Below are 26834 nucleotides of genomic sequence, written 5' to 3'. Positions count from 1 at the left end.
GCCTACTTGACGCCCTCGGCCTCGGTACCGGCCTCTGCGGCGCCGGACTTGGCGTCGGCGTCGGCGTCGGCCGCGGGTGCGGGTGCCTCTGCCTTGGCGTCGGCCGCCTGGGCGGCCGGCTCGGCCGCGGCCTTCGGCTCGACCTCGGCCTTGGCGTCCGCCTTCGGCTCGACCTCGGCCAGCGGCTCGGCTTCCGCGGTGGGCGCGTCGGTCTTGGCCTTCGGCTCGGCCTCAACCGCTGCCTTCGGCTCGACCTCGGCCTTCGCGTCGGTGGCCTCGGCCTTCGGCTCGGTGGCCTCCGCCTTCGGCTCGGTGGCCTCGGCTTCCGCCACGGGCGCGTCAGCCTCGGTTTCGACGTCGGCCGTAGGCGTAGCCTCCGCCTCAGCCTCAGCGGCGGCCTTCGCCTCCGCCTCAGCGGCGGCCTTGGCTTCCGCCTCCGCCTTGGCGGCAGCTTCCGCTTCCGCCTCGGCCTTCGCCTTCGCGGCGGCCTCCGCCTCCGCCTTGGCGGCCGCGGCGGCAGCCGCAGCTTCGGCCTCGGCTTCGGCAGCAGCCGCCGCCTCCGCCTCCGCGAGCGCCAGCGCCTCCGCGTCCGGCTCCGGCGCCTTCACCGACTCCAGCAGCAGCTGCGCCACGTCCACCACCTGGACGGATTCCTTGGCCTGGCCGTCGTTCTTCTTGCCGTTCACCGAGTCGGTCAGCATCACCAGGCAGAACGGGCACGCCGTCGACACGATGTCCGGGTTGAGGGACAGGGCCTCGTCGACGCGCTCGTTGTTGATGCGCTTGCCGATCCGCTCCTCCATCCACATCCGCGCGCCACCCGCGCCACAGCAGAAGCCCCGCTCCTTGTGGCGGTGCATCTCCTGCTGGCGCAGCCCCGGCACGGCCGACATGATCTCGCGCGGCGGCGTGTAGACCTTGTTGTGCCGGCCCAGGTAGCAGGGGTCGTGGTACGTGATCAGCCCGTCGACCGGCGTCACCGGCGTCAGCCGGCCCTCGTCGATCAGGTGCTGGAGCAGCTGCGTGTGGTGGATGACCTCGTACTCGCCGCCCAGCTGCGGGTACTCGTTCGCGATGGTGTTGAAGCAGTGCGGGCAGGTCGAGACGATCCGCTTCGCCGACTTCGGCTTCTTCGTCTCCGGGTCGTCGTCGTCCTCGCCGAAGGCCATGTTCAGCATGGCCACGTTCTCCTGCGCCAGCTGCTGGAACAGCGGCTCGTTGCCCAGGCGGCGCGGCGAGTCACCGGTGCACTTCTCGTCGCCGCCCATGATCGCGAACTTGACGCCCGCGATGTTCAGCAGCTCCGCGAAGGCCTTCGTGGTCTTCTTCGCCCGGTCCTCCAGCGCGCCGGCGCAGCCGACCCAGTAGAGGTAGTCGAACTCGGAGAGGTCCTCCGCGTCCTTGCCGACGATCGGGACCTCGAAGTCGACCTCCTTGGTCCACTCCACCCGCTGCTTCTTGGCGAGGCCCCAGGGGTTGCCCTTCTTCTCCAGGTTCTTGAGCATCGTGCCCGCCTCCGACGGGAACGCGCTCTCGATCATCACCTGGTAGCGGCGCATGTCGACGATGTGGTCGATGTGCTCGATGTCGACCGGGCACTGCTCGACGCACGCGCCGCACGTCGTGCAGGACCACAGCACGTCGGGGTCGATGACGCCGTTCTCCTCGACCGTGCCGATCAGCGGGCGCTCCGCCTCGGCCAGGGCCGCGGCCGGGACGTTCGCCAGCTGCTCCGCCGTGGCCTTCTCGTTGCCCTCCATGTCCTTGCCGCCACCCGCGAGCAGGTACGGCGCCTTGGCGTGCGCGTGGTCGCGCAGCGACATGATCAGGAGCTTCGGGGAGAGCGGCTTGCCCGTGTTCCAGGCGGGGCACTGCGACTGGCAGCGTCCGCACTCGGTGCAGGTGGAGAAGTCGAGGATGCCCTTCCAGGAGAACTGCTCGACCTGGGAGACGCCGAAGACGTCGTCCTCGCCCGGCTCCTCGAAGTCGATCTCCTTGCCGCCGCTGGTCATCGGCTGGAGGGCGCCGAGGGCGGTGGAGCCGTCCGCGTTGCGCTTGAACCAGATGTTCGGGAAGCCGAGGAAGCGGTGCCAGGCGACACCCATGTTGGTGTTGAGCGAGACCGTGATCATCCAGATCAGCGAGACGCCGATCTTGACCATCGCGGTGAAGTAGATGGCGTTCTGCAGGGACCCGAGCGAGAGCCCCTTGAAGGCCAGCACCAGCGGGTACGACACGAAGTACGAGGCCTCGTACGAGTCCACGTGGTGGATCGCGCCCTCGAGGCCGCGCAGGCACAGGATCGCGAGGCCGATGGTGAGGATGACGTACTCGACGAAGTACGCCTGCCAGGCCTTGGAGCCGGCGAAGCGCGACTTGCGGCCCGCCCGGGACGGGAGCGACAGCAGGCGGATCACGATCAGCACGGCGATGCCGACGATCGTCATCAGGCCGATGAACTCGGTGTAGAGCTCGAACGGCAGGAAGTCGCCGACGATCGGCAGCACCCAGTCGGCCTGGAAGAGCTGGCCGTAGGCCTGCAGCAGCGTCGGCGGCAGCGTCAGGAAGCCGATGGCGACGAACCAGTGCGCGAAGCCGACGATGCCCCAGCGGTTCATCCGGCTGTGGCCGAGGAACTCCCTGACCAGGGTGAGCGTTCGTTCCTTCGGACGGTCCGTGCGGCTGCCCGCCGGCACGGGTTGGCCGATTTTCACGAACCGGTAGATCTGCGCCACGGCTCGGGCGAGCAGCGCGACGCCGACCACGGTCAGGACCAGCGACACGATGATCGCGGCGAGTTGCATGGGAGGGCTCCTCGGGCGGGACTTACTAAGCGGTAACTTATTGAGTCAAGGCTTGAGATTACCCAGTTCCCGCGCCGCAATGTAGGTGGGCGTGCGGTGATCTGTGTCGCTCAGGCTGCCCTCTGTCGGCAGGCCGCCCGAGGGGTCCGGGCGAGGATCGCCAGATCCATCCCCAGCCAGTGACTCTCCACATAGTGCCGGTCCAGCAGGGCCATCTCTTCCCAGGGCAGGTCGGAGCGGGCGCTCACTTGCCACAATCCGGTCATACCGGGCCGCACGAGCAGCCTATCGGTCCTTTCTGCGCCCGCTTCGGGGCGCGGGCCGACCAGTGACATCTCGCCCCGCAGCACATTGAGCAGCTGCGGCACCGCGTCCAGGGCGCACCGTTCGACGAGCTCGCCCGCCCGTCCGGCGCCCTCCGTCCGCAGCCGCCAGGTCCGGAACGCCCGCCCGCCGAGCCCGGCCGCCGGCTCCCGTACGAGGACGCGCGGGCCCGGTGACCCGCGCCGCCCGGCCCCGGCCGCGTACAGCACCGCGCCGGCCGCCAGCAGCGGCACGGTGAAGACGAGCGTCAGCAGCAGCGCGCCGAGGAGGTCGAGGACCCGCTTCGCCGAGAGGTCGGGCCGCGGGAGCGACCGGGCGGGACGCCGGAGCGCGGGGAGCGTGAGGGGCGGCAGCGGCATGCACGCACCGTGCCGCACGGCCGTCCCGCGCCCCGGGTGCCGCGCGGCGGGCGTCGCCCGCTCGGCCCCGCCACCGGGGCGGAAAGGCGCTGGTTGAGCGTAAGGCTGGCGTAAGAGTTGAGTCGACTCGGCTCACCTCTGTTGACGCGGGCCGGGGGGTTCGTGCATGGTTGAGTCTGTTCCACTCAAGTCAGCTGGAGGAATCAAAATGGCACGTGCGGTCGGCATCGACCTGGGCACCACTAACTCCGTCGTCAGCGTTCTGGAAGGCGGCGAGCCCACCGTCATCACCAACGCCGAGGGCGCCAGGACCACGCCGTCCGTCGTCGCCTTCGCCAAGAACGGCGAGGTCCTCGTCGGCGAGGTCGCCAAGCGCCAGGCGGTCACGAACGTGGACCGTACGATCCGCTCGGTCAAGCGCCACATGGGCACTGACTGGAAGATCAACCTGGACGGCAAGGACTTCAACCCGCAGCAGATGAGCGCCTTCATCCTGCAGAAGCTGAAGCGCGACGCCGAGGCCTACCTGGGCGAGAAGGTCACGGACGCGGTCATCACCGTCCCGGCCTACTTCAACGACTCCGAGCGTCAGGCGACGAAGGAGGCCGGCGAGATCGCGGGCCTGAACGTCCTGCGCATCGTCAACGAGCCGACGGCCGCCGCCCTGGCCTACGGTCTCGACAAGGACGACCAGACCATTCTCGTCTTCGACCTCGGTGGCGGCACCTTCGACGTGTCCCTCCTGGAGATCGGCGACGGCGTCGTCGAGGTGAAGGCCACCAACGGTGACAACCACCTCGGTGGTGACGACTGGGACCAGCGCGTCGTCGACTACCTGGTGAAGCAGTTCGCCAACGGCCACGGCGTCGACCTGTCCAAGGACAAGATGGCGCTCCAGCGCCTGCGCGAGGCCGCCGAGAAGGCGAAGATCGAGCTGTCCTCCTCCACGGAGACGACGATCAACCTGCCCTACATCACGGCTTCCGCCGAGGGCCCGCTGCACCTGGACGAGAAGCTCACCCGCGCCCAGTTCCAGCAGCTGACCGCGGACCTGCTCGACCGCTGCAAGACCCCGTTCCACAACGTCATCAAGGACGCCGGCATCCAGCTGTCCGAGATCGACCACGTGGTCCTGGTCGGCGGCTCCACCCGCATGCCGGCCGTCGCCGAGCTCGTCAAGGAGCTCACCGGCGGTCAGGACGCCAACAAGGGCGTCAACCCGGACGAGGTCGTCGCCATCGGCGCGACCCTGCAGGCCGGTGTGCTCAAGGGTGAGGTCAAGGACGTCCTGCTCCTCGACGTGACCCCGCTGTCCCTCGGCATCGAGACCAAGGGCGGCATCATGACCAAGCTCATCGAGCGCAACACGACCATCCCGACCAAGCGCTCCGAGATCTTCACGACGGCCGAGGACAACCAGCCGTCCGTGCAGATCCAGGTCTACCAGGGCGAGCGCGAGATCGCGGCGTACAACAAGAAGCTCGGCATGTTCGAGCTGACCGGTCTGCCGCCGGCCCCGCGTGGCGTCCCGCAGATCGAGGTCTCCTTCGACATCGACGCCAACGGCATCATGCACGTCACGGCCAAGGACCTCGGCACGGGCAAGGAGCAGAAGATGACCGTCACCGGCGGCTCTTCGCTCGGCAAGGACGAGGTCGACCGCATGCGCCAGGAGGCGGAGCAGTACGCGGACGAGGACCTGCGCCGCAAGGAGGCCGCGGAGACGCGCAACCAGGCCGAGCAGCTCGTGTACCAGACGGAGAAGTTCGTCAAGGACAACGAGGACAAGGTCCCGGCCGACGTCAAGAGCGAGGTCGAGGCGGCCGTCGCGGAGCTCAAGGAGAAGCTCAAGGGCGACTCCGCCGAGGGCGACAACACCGCTGAGATCCGTACGGCCACGGAGAAGGTCGCCGCGGTCAGCCAGAAGCTCGGCCAGGCGATCTACGCCGACGCCCAGGCGGCCCAGGCCGCGGGCGGCGCCGGTGACGCCGGCCAGGCCAAGGCCGACGACGACGTGGTCGACGCCGAGATCGTGGACGACGAGAAGCCGAAGGGTGGCGCTGCCTGATGTCGGAGGAGACCAAGGGTTTCGACGAGGAGCCCGAAGTCCCCACCGGTGCCGGCGCGGACGACGCGGCAGCCGAGCCGAAGGCCGCCGACTCCTCCAAGGAGGACGAGGCGGCCCCGGCCGGGGACGCAGCAGCCGAGGCCCTCGGCAAGGAGAGCGCCCTCCTGGCGCAGCTGGACCAGGCCCGCACCGCGCTCGGTGAGCGCACCGCTGACCTCCAGCGGCTCCAGGCGGAGTACCAGAACTACCGCCGGCGGGTGGAGCGGGACCGGATCGCCGTCAAGGAGATCGCGGTCGCGTCCCTCCTGACGGAGCTGCTCCCGACGCTGGACGACATCGGCCGGGCGCGGGAGCACGGCGAGCTGGTCGGCGGCTTCAAGTCGGTGGCCGAATCGCTGGAGACGGCGGCCGCCAAGATGGGGCTGCAGCAGTTCGGCAAGGAGGGCGAGCCCTTCGACCCGACCGTCCACGAGGCCCTGATGCACTCGTACGCGCCGGACGTCACCGAGACGACCTGCGTGGCGATCCTGCAGCCGGGCTACCGGATCGGCGAGCGCACCATCCGTCCCGCCCGGGTCGCGGTGGCCGAGCCCCAGCCGGGCGCGGCTCCCGCCGCGAAGTCCGAGTCCGCGGACGGCGACACGCCGTCTGACAAGGACACGGATGCCCCGGACAAGGGCTGACGTCGAACATGTAGGTGTACGAGAGGAGGGCCACCGGGGATGAGCACGAAGGACTTCGTCGAGAAGGACTACTACAAGGTCCTCGGTGTCCCCAAGGACGCCACCGAGGCCGAGATCAAGAAGGCGTACCGGAAGCTCGCCCGCGAGTTCCACCCGGACGCCAACAAGGGCGACGCCTCGGCCGAGGAGCGCTTCAAGGAGATCTCCGAGGCGAACGACATCCTCGGGGACGCGAAGAAGCGCAAGGAGTACGACGAGGCGCGCGCGCTGTTCGGGAACGGCGGCTTCCGCCCCGGGCCCGGCGGGGCCGGCGGTTCGTTCAACTTCGACCTCGGTGACCTCTTCGGCGGCACGCAGCCGGGCGGCGCGGGCGGCGGCTTCGGCGGCGGCCTCGGTGACGTCTTCGGCGGCCTGTTCAACCGCGGCGGCGCGGGCCCCGGTGCGGGAACCCGCACCCAGCCCCGCCGCGGCCAGGACATCGAGTCGGAGGTCACCCTCTCCTTCACGGAGGCGGTGGACGGGGCCACGGTCCCGCTGCGGATGTCCTCGCAGGCGCCCTGCAAGGCCTGTTCGGGCACCGGCGACAAGAACGGCACCCCCCGGGTGTGCCCGACCTGCGTCGGTACGGGCCAGGTCTCGCGGGGCAGCGGCGGCGGCTTCTCGCTGACCGACCCCTGCGCGGACTGCAAGGGCCGCGGCCTGATCGCCGAGACCCCCTGTGACGTCTGCAAGGGCAGCGGCCGGGCCCGCAGCTCCCGCACCATGCAGGTCCGGATCCCGGCGGGCGTCTTCGACGGCCAGCGGATCCGGCTGCGCGGCAAGGGCGCCCCGGGTGAGCGCGGTGGTCCCGCCGGCGACCTGTACGTGGTCGTCCACGTCGGCAGCCACCCCGTGTTCGGCCGCAAGGACGACAACCTGACGGTGACCGTCCCGGTGACGATCGCGGAGGCGGCACTCGGCGCCGAGATCAAGGTGCCGACGCTGAACGGTCCCCCGGTCACGCTGAAGCTGCCGCCGGGCACGCCCGGCGGCCGTACGATGCGCGCCCGGGGCAAGGGTGCGGTCCGCAAGGACGGCACCCGCGGAGACCTGCTGGTGACGGTCGAGGTGGCCGTCCCGGCGGAACTGTCGGACAAGGCCCGCGAGGCGCTGGAGATGTACCGCGACGCGACCGGGTCCGAGGACCCGCGTGCCGCGCTGTTCGAGTCCGCGAAGGGAGCATGAGATGGACGGCCGCCGCAGGAACCCGTACCAACTGACCGATGAGACACCGGTCTACGTGATCTCGGTGGCCGCCCAGCTCTCGGGTCTGCATCCGCAGACCCTGCGCCAGTACGACCGCCTCGGGCTGGTCTCACCGGACCGGACGGCGGGCCGCGGACGTCGGTATTCGGCCAGGGACATCGAGCTGCTCCGCACCGTGCAGGCGCTGTCCCAGGACGAGGGCATCAACCTGGCGGGGATCAAGCGGATCATCGAGCTCGAGAACCAGGTCGCGGCGCTCCAGCAGCGCGTGGCCGAGCTGTCCACCGCTGTGGACGGCGCGGCCGCCGCCCTGCGGGCAAGGGAAGCGCAGGTCCACGCCTCGTACCGGCGTGACCTGGTGCCGTACCAGCCGCCGCAGCCCGGCAGCGCCCTGGTCGTCTGGCGCCCCAAGCGCCCGAAGGACTGAGGGCGCAGCCGGCGCACAGCACGGGGAAGGCCCCGCCCGGATGGTTCCGGGCGGGGCCTTCCCGCTTCTTCGCGGCGTCAGACGTGGCCCGGGGGCAGTGGTGGGGCCGCGCTGTGCAGGATGCCCGACTGGGCGATGAGGAAGCCGAGTTGGGCGCGGCTGCCGCTGCCCAGGGCGGTCGCCAGCTTCGCGATGTGCGCGCGGCAGGTGCGGACGTTCATTCCCAGCCGGCGTGCGATCGCCTCGTCCACGTGCCCTTCTATGAGCAGCTGGGCTATGGAGCGCTGCACGCCGGAGATACCATCCGGCGTGTGCGTGTACGTCACCTCGTCGCCCAACGGCACGGCTCTGCGCCAGAGTTGCTCGAAGACCTTGATGAGGTAGTCGACCAGCCCCGGGTGCCGCAGCTCCAGGGCCACCCGGCGGTCGTCGCTCGCGGGGATGAACGCCACCGTGCGGTCGAAGATCATGAGGCGCTCTATCAGCTCTTCGAGCGTGCGGATCTCCACCTTCCCCGTGGAGATGCGGTCCACGTAGGCGAGCGTGCCCTGGCTGTGCCGCACCGTGTGCTGGTAGAGCGTCCTGATGCTCACCCCGCGGTCTATCAGCGGCGCGGCGCGCTCCAGGGCCTCGCTGAGGATGAACGTGGGCCTGGCGCCGCCCGGCTGGACCGTCAGGGCCTCGGTGTGGCACTCGGCGGTGGCGAGGTCCAGGGCGGCGTTGATCTGGTCGATGCCCTCGAGCACGGTGATGGCATGGGTGTTGGCGGGACTCTGGGCGCTGATGGCCAGGAACGGCTCGAATGCATCGGTGAGATCTACAGCGGTGCGTCTGCGGTCCTGGATCTCGCGTTCGATGGGGTGGAGCCGTTGGGCGAGTGCGACGGACGGGGGAACCGCGCGGAGCTGGTTCGCGTCATCGGGGTCGGGTCTCAGTAGAGCGAATTCGAGCAGGCAGGGGGCGTTCCTGACCTCACCGCGGGCGACGCGGCCGCTGCTGAGCGCGGCCGCGTAGAGGCGTGCTCCCTCGGCGCACATCGCCGTGACGGGGTGGGGATGTGTCGGGTTTGTCTCGCTTCTTGTCAAATCTCCACCCCCCAGGGTCCTGAACATGTAAGAACATGATGCATCGTCCCTGTGGCACTGACGTGCCTGAATGAGCCATCGTCTGTCACTGCGGGGGAGAGGATTCCATCAAGTGAGGACGAAGCCGACCATGTATAAGAGAATGCTTCGCTCGGCGCTTGCCGTTGTTTTCTCCGCCGTTGCGGTCTTCGGAGCAGTCGTCGCCGTGGGCGGGGACGCGGGAAGCGTTCAGGCCAGTGCCGGTGCGCCCGTCGAGTCGGTAGGCAAGCACGATCTCGGCTGGAACACCGCTCCGCAAGACCTCGGCTGGGACACCGCGCCTGCGCAGGTTTCCCGGTGACCCCCGACGACCGTGACTTCCGTCGCGAGATGGCTTCGGCGTACCGGTCCGGATGGCAGTTCATCGACCTCGCCACGGCGATCCCCCACGCCGGCGACTCGCTGATGGTCACCCTGTTCGGCCAGCCGATCGTCGTAGTACGAGAAGAGGACGAAGACGTCCGGGCCTACCGCTGTCTGCGCCGCCCCCGGGGCGCACCGCAGCCCGTCCGCTGCGAAGTGCGGTACGGAATGGTCTTCGTCAACCTCGACCAGCGTGACCACCAGCTGTTCGAGCCCGATATCACCGCCGCCACCCCCCGAAGTGCCTGAAGCGATTCCCCCTCGTTGCACATCGCTCAGGCGCTACCCCCACACAACGGCGCCATCGTGGACCTGACCACGATGGCGCCGTTGTGATGTCGGCGCCTCAGGCGCGGCCCATCGCCCGGTCCAGGGTGATCTCCAGGACGACCCGGTCCGGATTCGGCGAGGGCATCCGTCCGTACCGCTGCGCGTAGCGCTCCACCGCGTCGGCCACCGACGCCTCGTCCGTAACGACCGTGGCGCGCCCCTCCAGGGTGGCCCAGCGCCGGCCCTCCATCTGGCACACCGCGACCCTCGCGACGCCGTTCGGCGCGGCCAGCACGTTGCGGACCTTCTTGCTGTGCTTGTTGCTGATCACCCGGGCCAGCCCGGCCTCGGGGTCGTACGTGACACCGACCGGCACCACGTGCGGGCTGCCGTCCGGGCGGGGGGTGGTGAGGGTGCACACGTGCCGTTCCCGCCAGAAGGCGAGGTATGCGGGCGTGGGGTGGCGTACGTCGTGGGGCATGTGCCGAGCGTACGTCCGCGGCCGCCCGTGTCTTTGGCCGGTGGCCGTCGAAAAACTGCCTTGAGTGGAATAGACTCAACTTTGTATCCGCTGTATCTATCAGACCAGGGGATCCGGATCAGAACCTGCCAGGGAGAGGAGAGCGGCGGTGGACGCCGAGCTGACGAACAAGAGCCGGGACGCGCTGAACGCGGCCACGAGCAGGGCCGTGAAGGACGGCCACCCGGACCTGACCCCCGCGCACCTGCTGCTGGCCCTCCTCGCCGGCGAGGACAACGAGAACCTCGTCGACCTGCTCGCCGCGACCGAGGCCGACCAGGCCGCCGTGCGCGCCGGCGCCGAGCGGCTGCTGGCGGCCCTGCCCCGCGTCACCGGCTCCACGGTCGCGCCCCCGCAGCCCACGCGCGAGCTGCTCGCCGTCCTCGCCGAGGCCGACGACCGGGCCGGGAAGCTCGGCGACGAGTACCTCTCCACCGAACACCTCCTCATCGCCCTCGCCGCCAAGGGCGGCGCGGCCGGCGAGGTCCTGACCGCCCAGGGAGCGACGGCGCGCAAGCTGCTGGACGCCTTCGAGAACGCACGAGGAGGGCGGCGGGTGACCACTCCCGACCCCGAGGGCCAGTACAAGGCCCTGGAGAAGTTCGGCACCGACTTCACGGCGGCCGCCCGCGAGGGCAAGCTCGACCCGGTCATCGGCCGCGACCACGAGATCCGCCGCGTCGTTCAGGTCCTGTCCCGCCGTACGAAGAACAACCCGGTGCTCATCGGCGAACCCGGCGTCGGCAAGACGGCCGTGGTCGAGGGCCTGGCCCAGCGCATCGTCAAGGGGGACGTCCCCGAGTCGCTCAAGAACAAGCGGCTCGTCGCCCTCGACCTCGGCGCGATGGTCGCCGGCGCGAAGTACCGCGGCGAGTTCGAGGAACGCCTCAAGACCGTCCTCGCCGAGATCAAGTCCAGCGACGGCCAGATCATCACCTTCATCGACGAGCTGCACACGGTCGTCGGCGCCGGCGCCGGCGGGGATTCGGCCATGGACGCGGGCAACATGCTCAAGCCCATGCTCGCCCGCGGCGAGCTGCGCATGGTCGGCGCGACCACGCTCGACGAGTACCGCGAGCGGATCGAGAAGGACCCGGCGCTGGAGCGCCGCTTCCAGCAGGTGCTGGTCGCGGAGCCGACCGTCGAGGACACCATCGCCATCCTGCGCGGCCTCAAGGGCCGCTACGAGGCCCACCACAAGGTCGTCATCAACGACAGCGCCCTCGTCGCCGCGGCCACCCTCTCGGACCGCTACATCACCTCCCGGTTCCTCCCCGACAAGGCCATCGACCTGGTGGACGAGGCCGCGTCGCGGCTGCGCATGGAGATCGACTCCTCCCCGGTGGAGATCGACGAGCTCCAGCGCGCGGTCGACCGGCTGCGCATGGAGGAGCTGGCGCTCAGGAACGAGTCCGACCCGGCCTCCATCGAGCGCCTGGAGAAGATCCGCAAGGACCTGGCGGACAAGGAGGAGGAGCTGCGCGGCCTGACCGCACGCTGGGAGAAGGAGAAGCAGTCCCTCAACCGCGTCGGCGAGCTCAAGGAACGCCTGGACGACCTGCGCGGGCAGGCCGAGCGCGCCCAGCGCGACGGCGACTTCGACGCGGCGTCCAAGCTGCTGTACGGGGAGATCCCCGCGCTGGAGCGCGAGCTCGCGCAGGCCACGGAAGCCGAGGCGGAGGCCACCCAGGCCGGCCCGTCCAAGGACGCCATGGTCAAGGACGAGGTCGGCCCGGACGACATCGCGGACGTGGTCGGCGCCTGGACGGGCATCCCCTCGGGCCGCCTCCTCGAAGGCGAGACGCAGAAGCTGCTGCGCATGGAGGCCGAGCTGGGCCGCCGTCTGATCGGCCAGGAGGAGGCCGTGCGGGCCGTTTCCGACGCCGTGCGCCGCACCCGGGCCGGCATCGCGGACCCGGACAGGCCGACGGGCTCGTTCCTCTTCCTCGGCCCGACGGGCGTGGGCAAGACCGAGCTGGCCAAGGCGCTCGCTGACTTCCTCTTCGACGACGAGCGGGCGATGGTCCGCATCGACATGTCCGAGTACGGCGAGAAGCACTCCGTGGCCCGGCTGGTCGGCGCGCCGCCCGGCTACGTCGGCTACGAGGAGGGCGGCCAGCTCACCGAGGCCGTGCGCCGGCGCCCCTACTCCGTCGTGCTGCTGGACGAGGTGGAGAAGGCCCACCCCGAGGTCTTCGACGTCCTGCTCCAGGTCCTGGACGACGGCCGCCTCACGGACGGGCAGGGCCGGACGGTGGACTTCCGCAACACCATCCTGATCCTGACCTCCAACCTGGGCAGCCAGTTCCTGAGCGGCCCCGGTTCCGCGGACGCCTCGGCCACGCCGGAGGACCGCAAGGCCAAGGTCCTGGAAGTGGTGCGGGCCTCCTTCAAGCCGGAGTTCCTCAACCGCCTGGACGACCTGGTGGTCTTCTCCGCGCTGACCCGCGACGAGCTGGCCCACATCGCCGAACTCCAGATCGGCCGCCTCGCCAAGCGGCTCGCCGACCGCCGGCTGACCCTGGACGTCACGCCGCAGGCCCTGGCCTGGCTGGCGGACAAGGGCAACGACCCGGCGTACGGTGCCCGGCCCCTGCGCCGCCTGATCCAGACGGCCGTCGGCGACCGCCTCGCCAAGGAGATCCTGGCGGGCGAGGTCCGCGAGGGCGACACGGTACGGGTGGACGTGGCGGGAGAGGACCTGCTGGTCGGCAAGGCGCTGTGAGGCCGCAGGTGCGGCCGCAGGTGTGGGGCAGGCGCCGTGAGGCAGGAGCCGCAAGGCCGGACCGGGCCCCGGGCGACCGGGACCCCGGTCCGGCCAGGCCCTTACCCGAGCCCTACTCGTGTCCGCCCGGAGCGGATCGGACGTGCGGGGCTGGACACGGGGTAGGACCGATGGGGGAGGATGACACCATCCGCACGAAGGGAAGTACACGGTGAGCATCGACCCGGCCTCGATTCCGAATTTCGGAGGGCAGCAGCCCGATCCGCAGGCCACGGGACCGGCGGGCCCCGTCGTCCCCGACCAGGATTTGGTCAAGCAGCTGCTGGAGCAGATGGAGCTCAAGTACGTCGTCGACGACGAGGGTGACCTCGCGGCGCCGTGGGAGGAGTTCCGGACCTACTTCATGTTCCGCGGCGACGGCGACCAGCAGGTCTTCTCGGTGCGGACCTTCTACGACCGTCCGCACGGCATCGAAGACAAGCCGCAGCTCCTGGAGACGATCGACGACTGGAACCGTCGCACCCTGTGGCCGAAGGTCTACAGCCACACGCACGACGACGGCTCCGTCCGCCTGATCGGCGAAGCGCAGATGCTGGTCGGCACCGGCGTCAGCCTGGAGCACTTCGTGTCCTCCACCGTCAGCTGGGTCCGCGCCTCGATCGAGTTCGACAAGTGGCTCGTCGAGCAGCTCGGCCTGGAGCAGGACGTCGAATCCGCCGAGGGCGGGGACGACAAGGACGACGAGGACAACTGACCCGTCACAGCGGTACCCGCGCCACGAGGAGCAGGTACACCCCGTAGCCGTACGAGAGCCCGGCCAGCCCCGCGGTCACCACGACCGCGGTGCGGGGCCGGGCTTTGGCCATCACGGCGGCGGGCGCCAGCAGCAGCGGGAACGCGGGCAGCAGGAAGCGCGGCTTCGACTCGAAGAAGCCGCTGCCGCCGTAGGTGATCAGCATCAGCACCCCGGTGTACACGAGCAGCGCCAGCGGGGCCCGGTCCAGCACCAGCGGCACCGCCAGCAGCGCCGCCACGACCAGCACCGCCACGGTGACGGTGGTGGCGAGCGGTACCGGGCCGCCGGTCAGCACCTTCTCGGCGTCGCGCAGTGTGCCCACGCCGAAGTCGAAGCGGGACCCCCAGCGCCGCTGGACGGTGAAGTACCCGCCGACGGGATGCCCCGTGCGCGCCCCCACCGCCAGGACGTACGCGGCCCAGCCGGCCGGGGCCAGCAGCGCGGCCGCCCACACCTCGGGCGCGCGGGGGCCCCGTATCGCCAGCGCGTGCAGGGCCGTCAGGGACACGGCGGCGGCGACGGCGATCCCGGTGGGCCGGGTCAGTCCGGCAAGGACGGCCAGGGCGGCGGCCCACAGCCAGCGCTCCCGCAGCACCGCGTACAGGGCCCAGGCGGCGAGCGCGGCCAGCAGCGCCTCGGTGTAGCCGGCGCTGAGCACCACGGAGTGCGGCAGCGTGGCCCACAGCGCGACCAGCAGCACCCCGCCCCGGGCCCCCAGCAGCCGCTGCCCGACCCGGTGGACCCCGAGGGCGGCCGCGGCCGCGGCGGCCCACGCGACGGCCAGCGCGGCGAGGGCGGTGCCGCCCGCGAGGCGCACCAGTACGGGGTAGAGCGGGAAGAACGCGTAATCGCTCTGTACGGAGCCGTTCGCCCACATCTGGGTCCGCCCGTACCCGTGGGCGGCGATGCCGAGGTACCAGACGGAGTCCCAGGACCCGCCGAGCACCCGCACCGGGTCCCGGCCGGCCCACCAGGCGCCGGCGGCGATGATCAGCGCCCCCGCCCCGCGTACGACGGCGAACACCCCGAGCGCGAGCAGGGCCGGCGACGGGCCGTCCGTGCCCGTCTGCGGCGGCCGCAGGGACACCGTCGGACCCGTCGAAACCGCAGCCATGTCTCCCGGTCTTCCCGCCGGCGCTTCCGGCGCGTTCGCGTGCGTCAGCCTCACTCCGGCGCCGATACCCCGGAGCCCGCGGTGGAACGGGCTCCCGGCCGGCCTCCCCACGACGGGCAAACCCTACGAGCCCGACCCCCGCCCCGGCTTGTGCCCGACACCCGCCCGGCACCCGCCCGGTCACCGTTTCCCCAGGTGGCACCCGCGAACGCCGCCCCCGCGACAAAGTCTTTCGGGGGACCCGCACACACCCGTTCGGGCGCCTGCGCAGCCCCGGCCCTACAGCCGGCCGAGGCGGGCGACGGCCTCGTGGAGGACCTCGTCGCGTTTGCAGAAGGCCCAGCGGACCTGGGTGGCACCGGCCGACCGGTCGTCGTAGAAGACCTGGTTCGGGATGGCGACCACGCCGCAGCGGGCGGGCAGGGCGCGGCAGAAGGCCAGGCCGTCCTTCTCGCCGAGGGGGGTGATGTCGGTGGTGATGAAGTACGTGCCCTGGGGGCGGAACACCTCGAAGCCCGCCGCCACGAGCCCGTCGGCGAGGAGGTCGCGCTTGGCCAGGTGCTCCGTGCGGAAGGTCTCGTAGAACGGGTCCGGCAGGGCCAGGGCCTCGGCGATCGCGTGCTGGAAGGGGCCCGAGGAGACGTAGGTGAGGAACTGCTTCGTCGAACGGACGGCCGAGACCAGCGCGGGCGGGGCGGTGATCCAGCCGACCTTCCACCCGGTGAACGAGAACGTCTTGCCCGCGGAGGAGATGGTGACCGTGCGCTCGCGCATGCCGGGCAGCGAGGCGAGCGGGGTGTGCGAGCCCTCGAAGACCAGGTGCTCGTAGACCTCGTCGGTGACCACCAGCAGGTCCCGCTCGACCGCCAGCTCGGCGACGGCCGCCAGTTCCGCCGGGGTCAGGACCGTGCCCGTGGGGTTGTGCGGGGTGTTCAGCAGGAGCAGCCGGGTGCGCGGGGTGACGGCGGCGCGCAGGGCGTCCGCGTCGAGGCGGAAGTCCGGGGCGCGCAGCGTCAGCGGGACGCGGACCGCGCCGGCCATGGCGATGCAGGCGGCGTAGGAGTCGTAGTAGGGCTCGAGGGCGATGACCTCGTCACCCGGTTCGAGCAGGGCGAGGAGGGAGGCCGCGATGGCCTCTGTGGCCCCGGCCGTGACCAGGACCTCCGTGTCGGGGTCGTACGTCAGCCCGTAGAAGCGCTGCTGGTGCGCGGCGATCGCGAGGCGCAGCTCCGGGACGCCCGGGCCCGGCGGGTACTGGTTGCCCCTGCCGTCCCGGATCGCCCGTACGGCCGCTTCGGCGATCTCGGCGGGCCCGTCGGTGTCGGGGAACCCCTGGCCGAGGTTGATCGACCCGGTGGCGGTGGCCAGCGCCGACATCTCCGCGAAGATCGTGGTGCCGAAGGCCGCCAGACGGCGGTTCAGGAAGGGGCGGCTGCCGCCCGCGGGTGCGTTCATGGCGGCCATCCTGCGGGCAACCTCTGGAGTTGCTCAAGTGTGCTTTGGCGCGGGTGGCCTGCGGGCATCTCCCCGGCACACGGGACACGGGGGTCCCGGCACCCCGGGGATCCGGGGGTTCAGAGAGGGGCGAGGCGATGGTTCTTGCCGTAGTGCTCTTGGGTGTCTTCGTCGTCGGGGTCGTCGTGGTGGCCGTCAAGGCCGCCTCGGTCGGGAGCGGCGGCAGCGGAAGCCGTAGTGGCAGCAGCTGGTGGGCCGGGGGAGGGGACGGTTCCTCCGGCGGGTGCTCCAGCAGCTCGTCGTGCGGGTCCTCGTCCTCCTGCGGGTCCTCGTCCTCGTGCGGGTCCTCGTGCGGTGGCGGTGGCTGCGGATCCAGTTGACGACCGGTACGGCCGGTACCGCGTAAACGGGGTGTCCGGCGGGGACAACTTCCCTTGTGCACCACCTTGTTAGCACCCGCGTCCGCCTGCGCGTTACGACGTACGGGCGGCATGCGGTTGAACACGTGAACCGGGTAGCCCCCGGGGGGATGTAAACCCCTTCAACTTGGGTAAAAACGCTGTGAGTGCCGTGCCTTTCATGATTCCCTCGGTTGAGTAGACCAGTCCTCGGACCTCCCTGGACTTTCTGTGGACCCGTGCCGGTGTCCCCCACCCGTTGACCAACCGCTGGCGGTTCCCCGGCCCACCTACCTCGCGCGTTTGCGGAGCCGACTCATGCTCACGACCCTCCAGACCACCTACACCGACACGCGTGCCGCCGATCTCGCCTGGGCCCTGGGACGGGACCGGCTGCCCGCCCTCGCCGTACTGAACCTCCAGCTCGCGGGCGCGAAGGTGGAGCTGCGCCTGCTCGGTGCCTCCCATCAGGTGCTCCTGGAGGAAGGCGAGGTCCTCTGCTCGGAGACGGTCGCCTGCATGCCCGGCAGCAGTACCCCGCTGCCGCTGGGGGTGGCCGAGCGGTGGGGCGACTGGGAGTACGAGTTCGCCGCGCGCGTCGAGACCCTTTCGCGCGGCTCGTTCGCCGGGCGCGCCCAGGAACTGCTCGCGCTGGTCGCGGATCACCCGAACGGGCTCGCCGGGACCTTCCCGGGCAGCCCGCACGCCTTCACCGCGCTGCTGGCGCAGCGTCACGAGGGGCAGGTGCGGTGGCGGACCTGGCACGCGTACCCGCAGGAAGGCCAGTTGGTCGCCACTCGTACGCGGGTCGGCGTACGGAGCGGCACGGGCGCGGAGACGCCGGCTTCGGTGGCCGTGGCATCGCTGTAACGGGTGACACGGCGCGGCCCGGGGGGTTACTCCAATTGGCTGGATCGGTGCACCACTTGCACCCATGTGAGTGACGGGGTGCAAGTGGGCGGTGACGTACGGTTCGCTGCATGATCGACCGTTCCGTACCGCGTCGGGTGCTGCCGGCTCCGGGGCCCGTGGCGACCCTCCCGGCCGCCCTGCCCGTACGGCCCCGGACCGGGCGGCTCCTCGTACTGGCCACCGTCTTCGTCTGCGCCGCCTGCGGTCTCGTGTACGAATTGGAGCTGCTCGCGCTCGGCTCCTACCTCATCGGAGACTCCGTCACCCAGGCGTCGGTGGTGCTGTCCGTCATGGTTTTCGCCATGGGCGTCGGCTCCCTGCTCGCCAAACGGCTCCGCAGACGGCCCGCGTTCGGCTTCGCCGCCGTCGAGGCGGCCCTGGCCCTGCTCGGCGGACTCTCCGCCATGGCCCTGTACGCGAGCTTCGCCTGGCTGGGGGAATCACGGCCCGCGCTCGTCGCGTTCTCCTTCACCATCGGCGTGCTCATCGGCGCCGAGATCCCGCTGCTGATGGTGCTGATCCAGCGCATCCACCGGCAGGACGCGGGCGGCGCGGTGGCGGACCTGTTCGCCGCCGACTACGTGGGCGCCCTCGTCGGGGGACTCGCCTTCCCCTTCCTGCTCCTGCCGGTGCTCGGCCAGCTCACCGGGGCGGTGCTCACCGGCACCGTCAACGCCGCCGTCGGCGGGGGGCTCGTCCTGTGGCTGTTCCGCCGCGACCTGAGCCGCCGCTGCCGCAGAACGCTGATCGCCGCAAATTTGACCGTCCTCGTCGTCCTCGCCTCGGCGACCGTGCTGGCCGACGACTTCGAACGGATCGCGCGCAGTGCCGTCTACGGGGGGGACGTGCGGGTCGCCGTCCAGAGCGAGGTGCAGGAACTGGTGCTGACCGGGCCCGCCGGCGGGTCACCGCGCTCGCTGGACCTGTACCTCGACGGGCGGCTGCGGGTCAGCGGCTACGACGAGTACCGCTACCACGAAGCCCTCGTCCACCCGGCGATGGCCGGCCCGCACTCCCGGGTCCTGGTCCTCGGCGGCGGTGACGGGCTCGCCGCCCGCGAGGTGCTGCGCTACCGGGACGTCGCCTCCGTCACCGTCGTCGAGCTCGACCCCGGAGTGGTCCGGCTCGCCCGCACCGACCCGATGCTGTCCGAGCTGAACGGCGCGGCGTACGAGGACCCCCGCCTCGGCGTCGTCACGCAGGACGCCTTCAACTGGCTGCGGGGCCCGGGCGCCCGGGACCGCTTCGACGTCATCGTCTCCGACCTGCCCGACCCGGGGATCACGCCCAGCACGAAGCTGTACTCGCAGGAGTTCTACGGGCTGGCCGCGCGCGCCCTGCGGCCCGGCGGCCGGATCGCGGTGCACGCGGGGCCGCTGGTCACCCGGCCGCGTACGTACTGGACGGTCGAGGCCACCCTCCGGGCGGCCGGCCTGCGGACCGCGCCCTACAGTGCGGGCGGCCGCCTCTCCGGCTTCGCCGCCGGGCCCGACCGCGGCCAGGGCGGCTCCGGCGCGCGGCCGCAGGACTGGGGCTTCGTCCTCGCCGCCCGGGACGCCGTACCGCAGCTGCGGGTCGACCTCGACACGCCGGAGCTGCGCTCGGTGTCCACGCCGGCCCTCCAGGACGGGGCCCGGGAGGCGGAACGCACCCGCGTGCCGGGCCTGCCGCCGTCGACGCTCCCGCACCCGAGGTACACGTAGGGCCCGGGTCGGCGCAGGACCGGGTACAGGAAGCGGTCTCGTCGGTAGGCTCGTCCGCATGGAGCATCAGCTGTTCGTTCCGGTACCGGCAGACGACCTGCGCGCCGTGCTGCGCGATCCCGCCCGGGTGGCCCGTTGCGTACCCGGGCTCCAGCAGGACGCCGACACTGCGTCCGGGCCGCTGGCGGGCCGGCTCAAGGTGCGGGTCGGCGGGCACACGGTGACCTACCGGGGGGCGCTGGCCGTCACGGAGCGGGACCCCGATCACTTCGCCGTCGAAGGGGAGGGCGTCGAGGTGCGGGGCAGCGGGACCGTCAAGCTCGCGCTGACGCTGCGGCTCACCGCCGAGGGGAACGGCACCCGGCTGGAGCTCTCGGGCGGGGGCGCGGCCGACGGGCGGGCCGCCGGTTTCCCGCCGGAGGCCACCGCCGCGGCCGTGCAGCGGCTGCTGGACCGTACCGCCGACAACCTCGCCGCCGCGGTGGCCGCGGAGCCGGAGCCGGCGGCCGAGCCGGCCGGGGCCGCGGAGCCGGTGGCCGAGCCGGTCGCGGATCCCGTCGCGGACGCCGAGGACGCCGAGGACGCCGACCCGGGCTTCGACGACGTCGAGGACGGCATCACCGAGATCACCGAGTCCGTATTCGACGCCGAGGTCCCGCCCCCGTCCCTCGACCCCCTCGCCGGAGGCGGCTTCGAGGACCGTGGCGAACCGGGTGCGCTCGACGGACCCGCCCTGCCCCCCGCCGAAGCCGCCCACGCCCGCCGCACGATGATCGGCCGCAGCGCCGAGGAAGTCGACCACGCACCCCCGCGCGGGCGCTACGCCCCCGTCCCGGCCCCCTCCTCCGTCACGGCCGGGGCCGGCCTGCGCTGGATCGCCCCGGCGGCCGCCGTGGCCGTCGCCTCGGCCGTCGTTCTCGGCCGCGTCCTGCGCCGCCGCCGCTAGGCCTTCTCTTCCGGATCTTGCCTGACCCGCGCCGCCGGCTTGACCGGCGAGATCCGAAGGAGACGGCCCAGGCCGTGTCGTAGAAACAGCCCGGCCGCGGTTTAGGGTCGGCCGTATGAGTACGCGACTGAGCGCCGGCGGCGCCGAGCTGACGATCGACCAGGAGAACGGCTGCCGGATCAGCAGTCTGCGCGTCGACGGGACGGAGCTCCTGCTCCAGGGCCCCAAGTACGGTGCCTTCCCGATGGTCCCGTGGTGCGGGCGCACCGCGGACGGCCGGTTCCGCGACGGGGCGACCGTCCACCAGCTGCCGCTCAATCACCCCCCGCACGCCATCCACGGCTTCGGCCGGGAGGCGGCCTGGAGCCCGGCCCACAGCACCGGCACCGAGGCCGTGTTCACCTACGACCTCGCCGACCCGTGGCCCTACCCGGGCCGGGTGACCCAGGTCTTCCAGCTCGGCGAGGACGCGCTGACGCTCACCATGGGCGTGGAGACGTACGGGGACTCCTTCCCGGCCCAGGCCGGCTGGCACCCCTGGTTCCACCGCAGCCTCACGCCGGGCGGCCCCGAGGCGCAGCTGGACTTCGCCCCCGCCTGGCAGGAGGAGCGCGGCCCCGACCACATCCCCACCGGCCACCGCATCGACCCGAAGCCCGGGCCGTGGGACGACTGCTTCGGGATGCCCGAGGGGGTGGACGTCACCCTCACCTGGCCCGGCGCGCTGGAACTGAAGATCACCAGCCGGGCCGAGTGGGTGGTCGTCTACGACGAGCAGCCGCAGGCGGTCTGCGTCGAGCCCCAGTCCGGTCCGCCGAACGGTCTGAACACTCTGCCGCGGCTGGTCACGCCGGTGGACCCGCTGGAGGTCTCCACGACCTGGGCCTGGCGGCGCCTGCCCTAGTCCCCCTTTAAGCTCAGAGCCATGAGTGACGTACGCGATGCGCTTCTGCAGCAGATCAAGGACAAGGCCGTCGTGCACGGCAAGGTGACCCTGTCGTCCGGGCGGGAGGCCGACTACTACATCGACCTCCGCCGGATCACCCTCGACGGCGAGGCCGCGCCGCTGGTCGGTCAGGTCATGCTCGACCTGACCGCCGACCTCGACTACGACTGCGTCGGCGGTCTGACCCTGGGCGCCGACCCGGTGGCCACCTCGATGCTGCACGCCTCCGCCGCGCGCGGCGCGCGCCTGGACGCCTTCGTCGTCCGCAAGGCGCAGAAGGCGCACGGTATGCAGCGCCGGATCGAGGGCACCGACGTCAAGGGCAAGCGCTGCCTGGTGGTCGAGGACACCTCCACCACCGGCGGCTCCCCGCTGACCGCCGTCGAGGCGGTCCGCGAGGCCGGCGGCGAGGTCGTGGCAGTGGCGACGATCGTGGACCGCGGCGCGGCCGACGCGATCGCCGCGGCGGGCCTGCCCTACCTCACCGGCTACCAGCTCGGGGACCTGGGCCTGTCCTAGATCCACAGGGGCTCGTCGCGGTTGCGGAGGCCGGGCGTCCACGGGGCGAGACGCCCGGCGGAACCGGGCCGTCCGGGCGCCGCGGTCGCTGACCTGCTGTTTTCTCACCACTCCCGGGCCCCGCGGAATGTTTCACGTGAAACGTCCACCCGGCCCGGGTAGAGGCGGGTACCGAGTCTGGAAAGATAGGCGCGACGGCAACGTCGCCCCCAGGTCAGGGCCAGCAATCGCACACTCCCCGCACATCCAAGGAGCGGACAGATGCCCATCGCAACCCCCGAGGTCTACAACGAGATGCTGGACCGGGCGAAGGCAGGCAAGTTCGCCTACCCCGCCATCAACGTGACCTCGTCCCAGACCCTGCACGCTGCGCTTCGCGGCTTCGCGGAGGCCGAGAGCGACGGCATCATCCAGATCTCCACCGGTGGTGCCGAGTTCCTGGGCGGCCAGTACAACAAGGACATGGTCACCGGCGCCGTCGCCCTGGCGGAGTTCGCGCACGTCGTGGCCGCCAAGTACGACATCACGGTCGCGCTGCACACGGACCACTGCCCGAAGGACAAGCTGGACGGCTACGTACGTCCGCTGCTGGACATCTCGGCCGAGCGCGTGGGCCGCGGTCTGAACCCGCTCTTCCAGTCGCACATGTGGGACGGCTCCGCCGAGACCCTGGCCGACAACCTGGCCATCGGCCAGGAGCTGCTCGCCAAGGCCGCCGCCGCGAAGATCATCCTTGAGGTCGAGATCACCCCGACCGGCGGCGAGGAGGACGGCGTCAGCCACGAGATCAACGACGAGCTGTACACCACCGTCGAGGACGCGATCCGCACCGCCGAGGCCCTCGGTCTCGGTGAGAAGGGCCGCTACCTGCTGGCCGCCTCCTTCGGCAACGTGCACGGCGTCTACAAGCCGGGCAACGTCGTGCTGCGCCCCGAGCTCCTCAAGGACCTCCAGGCCGGTGTCGGCGAGAAGTTCGGCAAGCCCTCCCCGTTCGACTTCGTCTTCCACGGCGGTTCGGGCTCCACGGCGGAGGAGATCGCCACCGCCCTGGAGAACGGCGTCGTGAAGATGAACCTGGACACCGACACCCAGTACGCCTTCACCCGCCCGGTCGCGGACCACATGTTCCGCAACTACGACGGCGTCCTGAAGGTCGACGGCGAGGTCGGCACGAAGTCCAAGTACGACCCCCGCACCTGGGGCAAGGCCGCCGAGGCCGGCATGGCCGCCCGCGTCACCGAGGCCTGCGCGAACCTGCGCTCCACGGGTACCAGGCTGAAGTAGCCCTTCCGTCACGGCAGTGTCCGTGACCGGGGCCCACGGCAGGGGCCTGTCCGTCCATCAGGGACGGGCAGGCCCCTGCCGCATGTCCGCGGGCGCCGGTTCCGCCGGAGGTGACACACGGCGGTGGACTGCGGCTCCGCGATGGTGTGGAATCACCTCACAAGAACGTACTCCCGGGGATGTAAATCCGGGGGTCAGGAGAGGCCCACCCATGAGAACAGAGCGCCCCCCGGTAAAACAGGACCGGGCGGTACGAACCCGGCAGGCCATATTGGTGGCGGCCGCGACGGTGTTCGAGGAGTGCGGCTACGACGCCGCCAAGCTCTCCGACATCGTCAACATCGCCAAGGTCACCAAGGGCGCCCTGTACTTCCACTTCGGTTCGAAGGAGGCCCTGGCCCAGGCCGTCATCGACGCCCAGAACCAGGGGCAGCCGGAGGCCCTGCCGCAGGACTACAAGGCGCAGGAGTTCCTCGACATGGGGATGATCTTCTGCCACCAGCTGCGGCACGACGTGCTCATGCGGGCCAGCGCCCGGCTCACCCTGGACCGGGCCGGACAGACCCTCGACAAGGCAGCCCCCTATCAAGCCTGGATCGCCCTGCACACCGAAGTGCTGGCGGAGGCCAAGCGGCGCGGCGAGCTGCTCCCGGGCGTCGACCCCGCGACCCCCTCGCAGCTGATCGTCGGCGCGTACGCCGGTCTCAACACGATGTCCCACACGCTCGGCCTGGACATGGACCGGCAGGTCTCGGAGCTGTACGCGCACGTCATGCCGAGCGTGGTCGTCCCGGCCGTGGCGATCCGCCTGGACACCGCACCGGGGCGGGGCGCGCGGGCCCTCTTCGGCGGGCGGGGAACCCATGAGTGCCGAGAGGGCTGTGCGGTGGGCGTGGCGCCGGACGAGGACGGCGCGGTGACCCGGCCCGATATCAACCTGCCGGAGGCGCTGGGAGCCTGACGATCCCTCATTTTCATTCGGGAGCCGCCTCATCCGTCACACGGTTTCCCTTCCTCCCCTTCCAAAAAAGATGCTTCCGGGTATTATTTTTTGGGGGCGTAGCCTCCTGGTCAGGGGGAGAAAACTGTGGACATTCAGGTGCTCGGCGTGCCGCGCGTCACCGAGAACGGCGTGCCCATCAAGGCAGCCACGCCCGAGGCGGGGCACTTACTGGCGGCGCTGGCCGTCTCTCCCGACCGGGTCGTCCCGGAGGCCGTCCTCGCGGACGAGCTCGCACACCGTACTTCGACCCGCTACCACCACGCCGTCCTGCACGCCGCCGTGCGCCGCCTGCGCGAACGGCTGGCGGAGGCCCTGGGGGCCGGTTCGGTACGGACCCCCGAGACCGTGCTCTCCGCGAGGCCCGGCGGGTATGTTCTCGACACCGGCGGCGGCCGGTCCGACGTCCGGCAGTTCGAGCGCGAGGCCGGAGCCGGCTACCGGGCCATGGGCCGGGGCGACTTCGAGCAGGCCGCCCGCCGACTGCGCCGCGCCCTCGCCCTGTGGACCGGCCCCGCCCTGGACGGCATCGACGCCGGGCCCTGGCTCCGCTCCCGCATCGCGGTGCTCGACGCCGACCGGTGCTCGGTGCTGGAGCAGTGGGTCGAAGCCGAACTCGCCCTGGGACGGCGCCGGGAACTGCGGCTGGAACTGGCCGGACTGCGCGGCGCCGGCGGAGGGGAACGGGCCGCGAGCCCCTTCCTGGAAGGGGTCCGCCGCGCCGAGGAACGCCTCGATGCCCTCCGCCTCGCCCGCCCCCTCCTCGACGCGCCCGTGCCCTGCGGCGCTTGACCCTCCGCCGCGCGGAACCTAGGTTCGGGATCCGGGCTGAAAACAGCAGGTCGGACGGGGGAAACGTCCTATGGGGGACAGCGGGTCGCGGGACGGGGACGCCGACGGGGGCGTGCTCGCGGTACTGGAACTGCTCGCGGAAGAAGCGCCTCAGAGCGCTTACGAAGCCCTCCTGGACGAAGCCCGGCGCGGGGACGCGGACCCCGCCCGGCTCGCCGCACTCACCCACGCCGTGGCGCTGGCCCGCTCCGTCCGGGCGAGCGCGAGCCGCCGCAAGCAGCGCGAGGCCGCGCTGACCGCCCTCGTGGACACGGCGCACGACCTCACCTCCCCCTACGACATCGACGGCCTGCTGCGCCTGATCACCCGCCGGGCCCGGCGCCTCCTCGGCTTCGACATGGCGTGGCTGTCCCTGAGCCGTCCGGACGGGTCCGCGTACGTACGGACCTCCGAGGGCGAGACCACCGCCCTGAACATCGGCCTCGAACTGGGCACCGGCAACGGCCTGGGCAGCATCGCCCAGGAGCGCCGTTCCCCGGTCTGGACCGCCGACTACCTGAACGACGACGCCCTCACGCACGAGCCCGGCATCGACGCCGTCGTCCGCGCCGAAGGACTGCACGCGATCATCGCCGTACCGCTGCGGCGCGGGGACTCCACTCTCGGCGCGCTCTACGGGGCCGACCGCCGCGTGCGCCGCTTCACCCCCGACGAGATCGGCCTGCTGCTCTCGCTCGCCGACCTGGCCGCCGTCGCCCTGGAGAAGGCCCGGCTGCTGGAACAGACCCGCGACGAGGTGACCGAGCTGGCCGCCTTCGGCACGCGCACCAACACCGCCCTCACCCGGGTCCGTTACCTGTGGGAGTGCCACGCCCGGCTGGCCGGGCTGGTCCTGGACGGAGCCGGGCTGCTGACCCTGGCCCGGGCCACCGCCGACGCGCTGGACGGAGTGCTCCAGGTCCGGGACCCCGGCGGGCGGGTGCTGACCGTCACCGGTGAACTCCCCGAGCTGGACGAGGAGTCGGTGACCAAGGCGTCGCTCCAGGCGCTGACCGGGCGGCGCCCCGTCCGACTGCCGGGGGAGGTGTGGCTGGCGCCGGTGCTGGCGGGCGCCGAGGACCTCGGGGTGCTGCTGCTCAGCGCGTCCGCGCCGCTCGCGGAGGAGGACGTACGGCTGCTGCGGCTGGCGGCGCAGTCGGTGGCCTCGCTGATGCTGATCCAGCGGGGTACGGCGGCCGCGGAAGGGCCCGTGCACGACGAACTGCTGGCCGATCTGCTGGATCGGCCCCACTCGTTCGACCTGCGCCTCTCGGAGCGCACCCGGCGGCTCGGCGTCGACCTCGACCGCCCGCACGTGGTGGTCGTGGCCCGGCCCGAGGGCGGCGAACTGGGCCGGGCGGTGGCCTGGGCGTCCTCGTACGCGTACCGCATGGGCGGTCTCAAGGGCGTCCGCCGAGGCTGCATCGTGCTGCTGCTGCCGGGTACGGACGCCTCGGACGCCGCGCACCGGGCCTCCGGGGAGCTGTCGCCGCTGCTGGGCCACGCGGTGTCGACGGGAGCCGCCGGACCGGCCGAGGGGCCGGGGGAAGTGCCGCGCGTGTACGCGGAGGCGGTGCGTTGCCTGGACGCGCTGACCGCGCTCGACGGGGCGGGGGGTACGGCTTCGCTGCGCGAGCTGGGTTTCGTGGGGCTGCTGTTGTCCGCGGACCACGACGTGGAGGCCTACATCGCCTCGACGATCGGCCCGGTGCTGGAGTACGACGCGGACCGGCTGACGGACCTGACGCGGACGCTGGACGCGTACTTCGCCTCGGGCGGCAGCCCCACGCACGCGGCGGAGGCGTTGCACGTCCACCCGAACACGGTCTCGCGGAGACTGGAGCGGATCACGGACCTGCTGGGCGAGGGCTGGCAGAAACCGGGGCGGGCCCTGGAGATCCAGATGGCGCTCCGGCTGCGCAAGACCCGCGCGGTCCTGCACGCCCGCCGCTTGACGGAACCCGTCCCGTCCCACTCCCCCTGACACGGCGCCGGCAGGGGCGATCCCCCGGGACGGG

The 26834-nt window shown here is 71.5% G+C and carries 23 protein-coding genes and 1 pseudogene; 18 read left to right on the top strand and 6 right to left on the bottom strand.

The features are described from left to right. Nucleotides 1-545: 545 nt before the first annotated feature. A pseudogene (locus OHA81_RS15430) lies at nucleotides 546-2804 on the bottom strand ((Fe-S)-binding protein); the annotation flags it as partial. Nucleotides 2805-2914: 110 nt separating this feature from the next. Beyond that, a complete protein-coding gene (locus OHA81_RS15425; RefSeq protein WP_329196440.1) occupies nucleotides 2915-3487 on the bottom strand; it encodes a sugar transferase in 573 nt (190 codons plus the stop codon). A gap of 208 nt (nucleotides 3488-3695) precedes the next feature. Between OHA81_RS15425 and dnaK the strand changes: the two genes are divergently transcribed. Genes dnaK through OHA81_RS15405 form a run of 4 tightly spaced genes read left to right on the top strand, consistent with a single transcriptional unit; the run spans nucleotide 3696 to nucleotide 7910 of the window. Continuing rightward, entirely contained in the window at nucleotides 3696-5555 is a 1860-nt protein-coding gene (dnaK, locus tag OHA81_RS15420; RefSeq protein WP_329196439.1) for a molecular chaperone DnaK, read from the top strand. Next, on the top strand, nucleotides 5555-6238 hold the full coding sequence (gene grpE / locus OHA81_RS15415) for a nucleotide exchange factor GrpE (protein WP_329196437.1): 684 nt from the start codon (nucleotides 5555-5557) through the stop codon (nucleotides 6236-6238). The genes dnaK and grpE overlap by 1 nt, the downstream gene beginning before the upstream one ends. Nucleotides 6239-6277: 39 nt before the next feature. Beyond that, the gene (gene dnaJ, locus OHA81_RS15410) at nucleotides 6278-7462 is read left to right on the top strand and encodes a molecular chaperone DnaJ (RefSeq protein ID WP_329196435.1); all 1185 of its coding nucleotides are present in this window, start codon (nucleotides 6278-6280) and stop codon (nucleotides 7460-7462) included. 1 nt (nucleotide 7463) lies between these two features. Continuing rightward, the gene (locus OHA81_RS15405) at nucleotides 7464-7910 is read left to right on the top strand and encodes a heat shock protein transcriptional repressor HspR (protein ID WP_329196433.1); all 447 of its coding nucleotides are present in this window, start codon (nucleotides 7464-7466) and stop codon (nucleotides 7908-7910) included. A gap of 77 nt (nucleotides 7911-7987) precedes the next feature. Here the strand turns inward: OHA81_RS15405 and OHA81_RS15400 are convergent, their stop codons facing one another. Beyond that, the gene (locus tag OHA81_RS15400) at nucleotides 7988-9022 is read right to left on the bottom strand and encodes a helix-turn-helix transcriptional regulator (RefSeq protein ID WP_329196431.1); all 1035 of its coding nucleotides are present in this window, start codon (nucleotides 9020-9022) and stop codon (nucleotides 7988-7990) included. 85 nt (nucleotides 9023-9107) lie between these two features. Between OHA81_RS15400 and OHA81_RS15395 the strand changes: the two genes are divergently transcribed. After that, entirely contained in the window at nucleotides 9108-9335 is a 228-nt protein-coding gene (locus tag OHA81_RS15395) for a hypothetical protein (RefSeq protein WP_329196429.1), read from the top strand. Nucleotides 9336-9364: 29 nt separating this feature from the next. After that, a complete protein-coding gene (locus OHA81_RS15390) occupies nucleotides 9365-9646 on the top strand; it encodes a (2Fe-2S)-binding protein (protein ID WP_136210630.1) in 282 nt (93 codons plus the stop codon). A 97-nt stretch (nucleotides 9647-9743) separates the two neighbouring features. Here OHA81_RS15390 and OHA81_RS15385 read toward each other — a convergent pair whose 3' ends face one another. Beyond that, on the bottom strand, nucleotides 9744-10148 hold the full coding sequence (locus OHA81_RS15385; RefSeq protein WP_329196427.1) for a pyridoxamine 5'-phosphate oxidase family protein: 405 nt from the start codon (nucleotides 10146-10148) through the stop codon (nucleotides 9744-9746). A 148-nt stretch (nucleotides 10149-10296) separates the two neighbouring features. Here OHA81_RS15385 and clpB point away from each other — a divergent pair, with 148 nt between their 5' ends. Further along, nucleotides 10297-12912: an ATP-dependent chaperone ClpB gene (clpB, locus tag OHA81_RS15380; protein WP_329196425.1), complete on the top strand. Its 2616-nt coding sequence runs from the start codon at nucleotides 10297-10299 to the stop codon at nucleotides 12910-12912. A gap of 211 nt (nucleotides 12913-13123) precedes the next feature. After that, complete coding sequence (locus OHA81_RS15375) at nucleotides 13124-13666, top strand: YbjN domain-containing protein (RefSeq protein WP_329196423.1); 543 nt, start codon at nucleotides 13124-13126, stop codon at nucleotides 13664-13666. A 4-nt stretch (nucleotides 13667-13670) separates the two neighbouring features. Here OHA81_RS15375 and OHA81_RS15370 read toward each other — a convergent pair whose 3' ends face one another. Continuing rightward, the gene (locus OHA81_RS15370) at nucleotides 13671-14822 is read right to left on the bottom strand and encodes a hypothetical protein (RefSeq protein ID WP_329196421.1); all 1152 of its coding nucleotides are present in this window, start codon (nucleotides 14820-14822) and stop codon (nucleotides 13671-13673) included. Nucleotides 14823-15101: 279 nt separating this feature from the next. Continuing rightward, nucleotides 15102-16286 (bottom strand): pyridoxal phosphate-dependent aminotransferase, encoded by a 1185-nt coding sequence (locus OHA81_RS15365; protein ID WP_329196420.1) that lies wholly within the window; start codon nucleotides 16284-16286, stop codon nucleotides 15102-15104. 274 nt (nucleotides 16287-16560) lie between these two features. Between OHA81_RS15365 and OHA81_RS15360 the strand changes: the two genes are divergently transcribed. The 10 genes from OHA81_RS15360 (at nucleotide 16561) to OHA81_RS15315 (ending at nucleotide 26800) form a co-directional block, all read left to right on the top strand. Then, a complete protein-coding gene (locus OHA81_RS15360; RefSeq protein WP_329196419.1) occupies nucleotides 16561-16683 on the top strand; it encodes a hypothetical protein in 123 nt (40 codons plus the stop codon). Between the two features lie 310 nt (nucleotides 16684-16993). Further along, nucleotides 16994-17545, top strand: coding sequence for a DUF2617 family protein (locus tag OHA81_RS15355; RefSeq protein WP_329196418.1), 552 nt, complete (start codon nucleotides 16994-16996; stop codon nucleotides 17543-17545). 110 nt (nucleotides 17546-17655) lie between these two features. After that, the gene (locus tag OHA81_RS15350; protein ID WP_329196415.1) at nucleotides 17656-19290 is read left to right on the top strand and encodes a polyamine aminopropyltransferase; all 1635 of its coding nucleotides are present in this window, start codon (nucleotides 17656-17658) and stop codon (nucleotides 19288-19290) included. A gap of 58 nt (nucleotides 19291-19348) precedes the next feature. After that, on the top strand, nucleotides 19349-20236 hold the full coding sequence (locus tag OHA81_RS15345; RefSeq protein ID WP_329196413.1) for an SRPBCC family protein: 888 nt from the start codon (nucleotides 19349-19351) through the stop codon (nucleotides 20234-20236). Between the two features lie 115 nt (nucleotides 20237-20351). Further along, complete coding sequence (locus OHA81_RS15340; RefSeq protein ID WP_329196412.1) at nucleotides 20352-21140, top strand: aldose epimerase family protein; 789 nt, start codon at nucleotides 20352-20354, stop codon at nucleotides 21138-21140. 21 nt (nucleotides 21141-21161) lie between these two features. Beyond that, on the top strand, nucleotides 21162-21701 hold the full coding sequence (gene pyrE / locus OHA81_RS15335) for an orotate phosphoribosyltransferase (protein ID WP_329196410.1): 540 nt from the start codon (nucleotides 21162-21164) through the stop codon (nucleotides 21699-21701). A gap of 261 nt (nucleotides 21702-21962) precedes the next feature. Then, nucleotides 21963-22985 (top strand): class II fructose-bisphosphate aldolase, encoded by a 1023-nt coding sequence (gene fbaA, locus OHA81_RS15330; RefSeq protein WP_329196408.1) that lies wholly within the window; start codon nucleotides 21963-21965, stop codon nucleotides 22983-22985. 211 nt (nucleotides 22986-23196) lie between these two features. Then, a complete protein-coding gene (locus OHA81_RS15325) occupies nucleotides 23197-23946 on the top strand; it encodes a ScbR family autoregulator-binding transcription factor (RefSeq protein WP_329196406.1) in 750 nt (249 codons plus the stop codon). Nucleotides 23947-24072: 126 nt separating this feature from the next. Then, nucleotides 24073-24777 carry an AfsR/SARP family transcriptional regulator gene (locus OHA81_RS15320; RefSeq protein ID WP_329196405.1) on the top strand — a complete coding sequence of 235 codons (705 nt, stop codon included), beginning with the start codon at nucleotides 24073-24075 and terminating at the stop codon, nucleotides 24775-24777. 70 nt (nucleotides 24778-24847) lie between these two features. Continuing rightward, nucleotides 24848-26800 carry a helix-turn-helix domain-containing protein gene (locus tag OHA81_RS15315; protein WP_329196403.1) on the top strand — a complete coding sequence of 651 codons (1953 nt, stop codon included), beginning with the start codon at nucleotides 24848-24850 and terminating at the stop codon, nucleotides 26798-26800. Nucleotides 26801-26834: the final 34 nt, after the last annotated feature.

The organism is Streptomyces sp. NBC_00667 (genome assembly GCF_036226825.1).
Lineage (GTDB): Bacteria > Actinomycetota > Actinomycetes > Streptomycetales > Streptomycetaceae > Streptomyces.
Note: the sequence above shows the minus strand (reverse complement) of the source record. Positions and strands in the feature narration are given on the sequence as shown.

Coding starts and splice junctions, on each gene's coding strand:
- OHA81_RS15425 (WP_329196440.1), bottom strand. CDS start 3,487: ATGCCGCTGCCGCCCCTCACGCTCCCCGCGCTCCGGCGTCCCGCCCGG.
- dnaK (WP_329196439.1), top strand. CDS start 3,696: ATGGCACGTGCGGTCGGCATCGACCTGGGCACCACTAACTCCGTCGTC.
- grpE (WP_329196437.1), top strand. CDS start 5,555: ATGTCGGAGGAGACCAAGGGTTTCGACGAGGAGCCCGAAGTCCCCACC.
- dnaJ (WP_329196435.1), top strand. CDS start 6,278: ATGAGCACGAAGGACTTCGTCGAGAAGGACTACTACAAGGTCCTCGGT.
- OHA81_RS15405 (WP_329196433.1), top strand. CDS start 7,464: ATGGACGGCCGCCGCAGGAACCCGTACCAACTGACCGATGAGACACCG.
- OHA81_RS15400 (WP_329196431.1), bottom strand. CDS start 9,022: ATGTTCAGGACCCTGGGGGGTGGAGATTTGACAAGAAGCGAGACAAAC.
- OHA81_RS15390 (WP_136210630.1), top strand. CDS start 9,365: ATGGCTTCGGCGTACCGGTCCGGATGGCAGTTCATCGACCTCGCCACG.
- OHA81_RS15385 (WP_329196427.1), bottom strand. CDS start 10,148: ATGCCCCACGACGTACGCCACCCCACGCCCGCATACCTCGCCTTCTGG.
- OHA81_RS15370 (WP_329196421.1), bottom strand. CDS start 14,822: ATGGCTGCGGTTTCGACGGGTCCGACGGTGTCCCTGCGGCCGCCGCAG.
- OHA81_RS15365 (WP_329196420.1), bottom strand. CDS start 16,286: ATGGCCGCCATGAACGCACCCGCGGGCGGCAGCCGCCCCTTCCTGAAC.
- OHA81_RS15355 (WP_329196418.1), top strand. CDS start 16,994: ATGCTCACGACCCTCCAGACCACCTACACCGACACGCGTGCCGCCGAT.
- OHA81_RS15350 (WP_329196415.1), top strand. CDS start 17,656: ATGATCGACCGTTCCGTACCGCGTCGGGTGCTGCCGGCTCCGGGGCCC.
- OHA81_RS15345 (WP_329196413.1), top strand. CDS start 19,349: ATGGAGCATCAGCTGTTCGTTCCGGTACCGGCAGACGACCTGCGCGCC.
- OHA81_RS15340 (WP_329196412.1), top strand. CDS start 20,352: ATGAGTACGCGACTGAGCGCCGGCGGCGCCGAGCTGACGATCGACCAG.
- pyrE (WP_329196410.1), top strand. CDS start 21,162: ATGAGTGACGTACGCGATGCGCTTCTGCAGCAGATCAAGGACAAGGCC.
- fbaA (WP_329196408.1), top strand. CDS start 21,963: ATGCCCATCGCAACCCCCGAGGTCTACAACGAGATGCTGGACCGGGCG.
- OHA81_RS15325 (WP_329196406.1), top strand. CDS start 23,197: ATGAGAACAGAGCGCCCCCCGGTAAAACAGGACCGGGCGGTACGAACC.
- OHA81_RS15315 (WP_329196403.1), top strand. CDS start 24,848: ATGGGGGACAGCGGGTCGCGGGACGGGGACGCCGACGGGGGCGTGCTC.